Here is a 7,509-nt window from a genome sequence, read left to right as displayed (position 1 = left end):
TGAATATTTAGGATTTGTTTGATGGTTTTGTCTAGGCAATTATCTTTATATTTGATATTCTTAATACTGGACATTTGGTTCGCCTCCTATGATTGGGTTCAGCGATTTAATTATAGGACAACCAAATGTCTTTTTGTATAAAAAAATACTTGGTGTTCTCACTCAGAAAGAGTAACAACACCAAATATTATAGAACCTAAGTTTTTTTGATTTTGAAACATCTTTTGGTCTTAGAAAAACAAAAAAAGCGCAGCAATGACTTGCCGCACTTTTCTCTGACTGTTTTTCACAAAAAGCTAAATTAACCAACTTGATTTTACTAATTTATTAAAAACCACGTATTCCTTGCCGAGATTTACCTGTACTACTTCATAATTCGCATTCAACCAACCATATGCACCTTTTTCCGGATGGCGATAATCATTCGCCCACCAATCTGGGTCTTGGCGCGCGGTATGAGGTAATCCGCTGCGAGGAAACAACAGCTCGTCAAATTGTGTAAAGGTCAACGTGACTTGTGAGCCATTATTATTTTTTAAATAATGCGTAATGCTGTCATATTTTTTTGCACGTGTCATGCTCATCCCTCACCTTCAAACAAAAAATCATACAGACAAAACAGCCTTTAGTTGAAACCTCTCCCGCTTTTCTTCTATACTAGAATAGAGAAAACTAAAGTGAGGCAAAAACATGCTGCAAAAATATCGAACCATAAAAGAAGACAACCAACACGAAGTCGAGATTAAAAAATCGAGATTTATTTGCTTCTTAAAACGCATTGAAACTGAAGAAGAAGCAAAGGCATTCATTCAACAAATAAAAAAAGAACATTGGAAGGCAAATCATAATTGCAGCGCTTTTGTCCTAGGAGATCATCATGAGATTCAGCGCTCTTCAGACGATGGAGAACCCAGCGGGACTGCCGGTGTTCCAATGCTAGAGGTAATGAAAAAAAATGATCTAATCAATGTCTGTGCTGTTGTCACTCGTTATTTTGGCGGAACAAAGCTTGGCGCTGGCGGATTGATCCGTGCTTATTCTGGCTCGGTTGCTCAAGCAATTGTCCATACAGGGATTGTTGAGGGCAGACTGCAGCAAGAAGTCTTCGTCCAGCTTGACTACTCGAATTGGGGAAAGATGGAGAATTTTATTGCCAGCGAGAATCTTGCTGTCAAAGATACTCAATTCACCGATCGAGTTGTTGTCACCTGTATGGTAGATGAGAATCAAGTTGCTGATTTCGAAGCTCAGGTTACTGATTTGCTGAATGGTCAAGTGAGCTTTACTACTGGCGAAGTCACTTATCATGAGCAAATAATCCAAGAGGCATAGCCGCTTGGATTATTTTTCTAAATAAAACTCAAAGCGACTGCCAACATATTGCGTGCGGACATATTCAAATGGTTCCCCATCCGCTAGATATGAAATTTGACGTAAACGCAAGATCGCGTCACCACGTTTTACTGCCAAATATTCAGCGATTTGTTCTGAAGCTAATGTTGCTGATACCGTCTGATTGGCACGACCGATTTCAAAACCTTTTTCTTGCAAACTATGATAGAACGATTCCGTGATTTCTTCTTTGCTAAAACCTTCAATTAATTTAGCGGGGATACTCGCCACTTCAAAACAGATTGGCAGGTCATCCGCGTAACGAATCCGTTCCATTCGTAACACTTGTTCGCCTTTTTCTAAACCTAATTTTTCCGCTTCGCTAGAGCTTGCCCGTGAGTGAAAAAAGGAGATCGTTTTGCTGGAGGGAATTTTTCCCTGCGATTCCATAATATCGGTAAAACTTGTCGTTCCAGTCATCTTTTCCTGAACTTTACGACTGGCTACATAAGTTCCTGAACCAATTTTCCGTTCCAGTATTCCTTCATCAGAAAGTGTTTGGATTGCCTGACGTAGAGTCATTCGACTTACGCCAAACCTCAAAGACAATTCCCGTTCAGAAGGTAGACGTGCACCGACCTTCCATACACCGTTTTCAATTTCATGCTTTAGCTGATCATGTATTTGAATATAAACTGGCACTTGATTTGCCATGGCCATCACCCCGTTCAAATTATCTATTCTTATTATAACTGGTATATACCTAATGTACAACAATAATCCTTTTTTATCTCATGTTTGATTTCTGTTTTTTACGGATCATTTTAAAGTATTTTTTTGAATCTCCGGTAGTTAAAATAGCCTTCATTAAATGTCTGCCAGTTTGAATCAATCTGTTCTTACCAATAGAACTAACGACTAACAGCTAGTTCATTGGTTAGGATTCGCTTCTTTCCTGACCGCAAAAAATTGTCTTTATTTCGTGCGTATACGATTTTTTATTCGTGCTAACGTACGAGTAAAAATTACAAAAAGAGTAGACCTTTTTTAATTGGTCTACTCTTTCAATCAACTTTTAACTTCTTCCTTTAATTGTTTATTGGCCGTTGCCATCATCAAACGAATCCGATTTAATTGGTTTACAATCGAAACACCAGGATCATAATCGATCGCAGCAATATTTGATTTAGGGTATTGGTGGCGCAATTCTTTAATGACACCTTTACCAACTACATGATTGGGTAAACAACCAAATGGCTGCATACAGACAATATTGTTTACGCCAGTTTTCAACAGATCAATCATTTCACCAGTCAAGAACCAGCCTTCACCTGTGTGATTACCGATTGAAAGAATTTTGCTGGCATCTTCAGCCAATTGGTAGATAGAATGAATCCCGGTAAAGCGCTCAGAGGCACGTAAGGCTTTATCCATTGGTTTTTCTACAACTTCAATCAATTTGATCGCCATTTCGGCCAGATTTTTATTTTTCTTCGGCATCCCCATATTGTCGTATTTCCAAATCTGATTATATAAAGAATAGTTCATAAAGCCGATCAAATCCGGAACAACCGCTTCAGCGCCTTCTGCTTCTAACAAGCGAACAATGTCATTATTGGCTGTTGGTGAGTATTTCACCAATATTTCACCGACGACACCGACCTTCGGCTTAACTTCATTTGAAATTGGAACTGTATCAAAATCCTTGATGATTTTTTTCATGTTGCGATTGAACTGCGTCAATGAGCCATTTCGAACATTTCCTTCGACTTTCTTCAACCATTCTTCATGCAAAGCATCAATCTGCCCTTTTTCTAATTCATATGGACGTGTGCGATATACCACGCGTTCAAACAAATCGCCATAAAGAATCGCTACGACGATACGCTTCAGCATCGGCAGTGTATATTTAAAGCCAGGGTTGCTTTCTACCCCTTTATTTCCAAGTGAGACGGAAACAACTGGAACCTGCGGGAAGCCAGCATCGTTCAAGGCTTTACGCAGTAATGGAATGTAGTTCGTCGCCCGACAACCGCCTCCGGTTTGACTCATCATCACACTTGTATTATTTAAATCATATTTGCCGCTTTGTAAGGCTTCAACTAATTGACCAATCGAGATGATTGCTGGGTAGCAAGAATCATTGTTAACAAATTTCAGGCCCACATTGATGGCCTCACGATCCATTGCTGGTAAACACACTACATTGTATCCTGATGCTTCTAAAGCAATATCAAACAAGCCTGATTGATGGATTGGGCTAAGCATCGGTAATAATAGTGTATGTTTCTTACGCATTTCTTTCGTGAAGACAATTTTTTCTGGTTCTTCAAAGCGTTTCGTTGGTTCGAAATTCGATTTATCTCGTTCATTGACTGCTGCCTTTAATGAACGCAAACGAATTCTGATAGCTCCTAAGTTCGAACCTTCGTCAATTTTCAGGACGGTATAAATCTTGCCATACTGATCCATGATTTCTTCGACTTGATCCGTGGTTACTGCGTCAAGACCGCAGCCAAATGAATTCAATTGTACCAGCTCTAGATTTTTCGATTTTGCTACCACTCGTGCGGCTGCATATAAACGAGAATGATACACCCACTGATTAACAACACGAAGGTTGCCGACATCACTCAAGTGGGACACACTATCTTCCGTCAACACATGGAAGCCTTCTTGGGTGATCACTTCTGCAATCCCATGATTGATCTCAGGGTCCAAATGATACGGACGTCCAGAAAGAACTACGCCTCGTTCCCCTTTTTGATTGAGCATCAGCAAAGTCTCTTCGCCTTTTTGACGAATGTCTTCTTTGAATACTTCTAATTCTTCATAAGCATGATGCAAAGCGCTATTGATTTCTTCTTGTGTAATACCTAGATCTTTGAAGCACCGTCCTAAAACTTTAGCGACAGAGGCTTCATTGGCTAAGTTCAAGTACGGGTTGCGATAATCCACTTTCCCTTCACGAATATCATCGACATTGTTGCGGATAACATCAGGATAGCTTTGGACGATCGGACAATTAAAATGATTATCCGCTTCCTTTGATTCTTCTCGCTCAAATACCACACCTGGGTAGAAAATCATCGGCACACCACTATCAATCAAAGCTTGAATGTGTCCGTGAGCGATTTTCGCTGGGTAGCAGGCCGTATCACTTGGAATAGTTTCCATTCCTTGTTCATATAATTCTTTGTTTGAACGCGGCGATAATTTCACTCGGAAGCCTAAATCACTGAAGAAAGTATGCCACAAGGGATAATTTTCGTACATGTTCAAGACGCGGGGAATACCGATTTCACCGCGAATGGCTTCTTTTTTCCGGAGCGGACGATATTTGAATAAACGGCGATATTTGTAATCGACAAGATTGACTTTCTTATCTTCTCGCTTAATCTTGATTCGTGCCCCACGTTCACAACGATTTCCAGTAATAAACTGACGTCCGTCTGAGAACAACGTGACTGTCTGCATGCAATTATTTTCACATAAACCACAGTGAGTAAATTCTTTTTCAGCGGTGAAGGTGTCGATTTCTGCTAAAGAGAGAGTTTCAGTTTTTTCTCCGACTTCGTAATTTTCTAAAGCGATCAAAGCCGCACCAAAGGCTCCCATTAAGCCAGCGATCGACGGACGAACAACCTCACGCCCCGTGACCATTTCAAAAGCACGCAGGACTGCTTCATTGTAGAAGGTTCCACCCTGACAGACAATTTTTTCGCCAAGCTCTTCTGGACGACGAACCTTGATTACTTTGTAAATCGCATTTTTAATAACGGAATAAGACAAGCCCGCAGAAATATCACCGACAGAGGCGCCTTCTTTTTGGACCTGCTTTACTTTAGAGTTCATAAATACGGTACAACGTGATCCTAGATCAACAGGAGCCTTTGATTTCAATGCTGCCTTCGCAAAATCTTCAACATTGTAATTCAATGATTTGGCAAATGTCTCAATAAATGAGCCGCAGCCAGATGAACAAGCTTCATTTAATTGAATAGAGGACAACGCGCCATCCTTGATCGTCATCGCCTTCATGTCCTGTCCGCCAATGTCCAAGATGAAATCAACACCTGGTTGAAAATGATTAGCAGCCTTGTAATGGGCCATAGTTTCCACTTCACCAATATCGACCTTCAACGCATTTTTGATCAATTGCTCGCCGTAGCCAGTTACTGCCGCTTTCCCGATAAAGACATTCTCAGGCAATTTTCTATACAAGTCCTTCAGCACGGTCATCGTTGTTTCCAAGGGTTGCCCTTGGTTATTCCCGTAAAATGAATACATCAAATTGCCGCTGTCATCAATCAAAGCCACTTTTGTCGTTGTTGATCCAGCATCAATCCCTAAAAAGGCCACCCCTTCATGATCAGACAAGCTCTTTTCTTGTGCTTGTGCTTGTCCGTGACGCATTCGAAAGTCGGCTAATTCTGCTTCTCCCTCAAATAATGGCTCTAATGTGTCTGACGGAGACAGATGTCCCTCTTCGGCTGTTGTTAGACGATGCAGCAAGTCTTTCAATGTGGTTACTTCTGCTTCCTCTGAATAAAAAGCCGCCCCCATCGCTACAAAGAGTTGAGGATTTTCTGGAAAGATGACATTTTCCGGCGCGATATTTAACGTTTCGATAAATCGTTGACGCAATTCAGACATGAAGAATAGCGGTCCACCTAGAAAAGCGATGTTTCCTTTTATTTTACGACCAGCTGCTAAACCAGCAATCGTTTGATTCACGACCGCTTGGAAAATACTCGCTGCAATATCTTCTTTTGCTGCTCCTTCATTAATAAGCGGCTGTACATCCGTTTTAGCAAAAACCCCACAGCGTGAAGCAATCGGATAAATTGTTTTATAATTTTTAGCCAGTTCATTGACTCCATTCGCATCTGTCTTCAATAAAACAGCCATTTGGTCAATGAATGCTCCCGTACCACCAGCGCAACTCCCATTCATGCGTTGTTCCAATGCGCCTTCAAAAAACGTGATTTTAGCGTCTTCTCCACCTAACTCAATGGCGACGTCTGTTTCAGGAATAACTTCCTCAACAGTACGAGTACACGCGATTACCTCTTGGACAAATGGAATCTCTAAAACATCTGCTAGACCCATCCCGCCGGACCCTGTAATGCTCATCGTCATTCCTTGAGTGTCAATCATTGATTCAGCTTCCCGCAACACACGTTCTGTGGCAGTTTTCACATCGGAAAAGTGACGTTCATACTTCGAAAATATGCTTTCGTTTTGTTCATTTAAAATGACCAACTTGACGGTTGTAGAGCCAACATCAATCCCCGCTCGTAATGTCATGATTATTCCTACCTTCCATTTTTAACAACACATGTTGATTAACTTACAAAGTGTTTGTTATACTACTCACGTATATTCTAAAAACATTTCGAACGTTATGCAATACTCAAAACCGTTTCATCCGTGCGATAAGCAACAATATCTCTAGATATGTTGTAAAAATGAAAGGATTTTACTATGGCAAAAAAAATCGACCTTCGGGTTAAACGAACCAATAAAATGATTATGGAGGCTTTTATTCATTTAGTAGAAGCAAAAGGCTATGATAATATCACCATTCAAGAGATCGCGGACGAAGCGATGATCAATCGTGCAACCTTTTATTCCCACTTTAAGGACAAGCAAGACCTCTATGATCAAATCTTTAAACAAGCAATCGATGCTTTTGCGGCTGTTCTTGACCCAGATCAGATTGTTCAAGGCAATCGTTTGAAGGTTCGGAAAATTGAAATGGTATTAAAAAATATATATGAACAAATTCAAGCAAACCGGAAATTCTTCTTAACAATTATGGATGCCTCAGGGAATGAAATTCTGCGAAAAAAAGTCGCAGAGATTCTCAATGAAAAATACTCACATGTCTTCAAACGCCTAAAAATTACGGAGAATGACATTGAAGTTCCTTTAGATTTTATCATTGAATACATGACCTCGATTTTCGTTGGTACCCTGCACTGGTGGATTACTAGCGATACGACCATGAGCGCTGACAGCCTTTCGAAGCTGGTAATCAAATTAGTCGGCAATGGACACCTGACTATTTTAGGCATTGAAATAGACCATTAAAAAAAGAGTACGACTCATAAGTGGTCAAGAAATAAGAAGGAGCTGATCCGAAAGTCTAAAAGACTTTTTGGTCAGCTCCTT

Annotated in this window: 5 protein-coding genes; 2 read left to right on the top strand and 3 right to left on the bottom strand. The window is 40.4% G+C overall.

Features of this window, described 5'->3' with window-relative positions; genetic code table 11:
• Positions 1-296 precede the first annotated feature (296 nt).
• Positions 297-578 carry a DUF7662 domain-containing protein gene (locus OMU_RS17875; RefSeq protein ID WP_016181259.1) on the bottom strand — a complete coding sequence of 94 codons (282 nt, stop codon included), beginning with the start codon at positions 576-578 and terminating at the stop codon, positions 297-299.
• 112 nt (positions 579-690) lie between these two features.
• Between OMU_RS17875 and OMU_RS17870 the strand changes: the two genes are divergently transcribed.
• Entirely contained in the window at positions 691-1,332 is a 642-nt protein-coding gene (locus OMU_RS17870; protein ID WP_016181258.1) for a YigZ family protein, read from the top strand.
• 9 nt (positions 1,333-1,341) lie between these two features.
• Here the strand turns inward: OMU_RS17870 and OMU_RS17865 are convergent, their stop codons facing one another.
• Positions 1,342-2,046 carry a GntR family transcriptional regulator gene (locus tag OMU_RS17865; protein ID WP_034876820.1) on the bottom strand — a complete coding sequence of 235 codons (705 nt, stop codon included), beginning with the start codon at positions 2,044-2,046 and terminating at the stop codon, positions 1,342-1,344.
• A gap of 354 nt (positions 2,047-2,400) precedes the next feature.
• Entirely contained in the window at positions 2,401-6,642 is a 4,242-nt protein-coding gene (locus tag OMU_RS17860) for a 2-hydroxyacyl-CoA dehydratase (RefSeq protein WP_016181256.1), read from the bottom strand.
• Between the two features lie 177 nt (positions 6,643-6,819).
• Here OMU_RS17860 and OMU_RS17855 point away from each other — a divergent pair, with 177 nt between their 5' ends.
• Positions 6,820-7,428, top strand: a complete 609-nt coding sequence (locus OMU_RS17855; RefSeq protein ID WP_016181255.1) for a TetR/AcrR family transcriptional regulator — start codon at positions 6,820-6,822, stop codon at positions 7,426-7,428.
• Positions 7,429-7,509: the final 81 nt, after the last annotated feature.

Source organism: Enterococcus avium ATCC 14025 (assembly GCF_000406965.1).
GTDB classification, from domain to species: Bacteria; Bacillota; Bacilli; order Lactobacillales; family Enterococcaceae; genus Enterococcus_A; species Enterococcus_A avium.
Note: the sequence above shows the minus strand (reverse complement) of the source record. Positions and strands in the feature narration are given on the sequence as shown.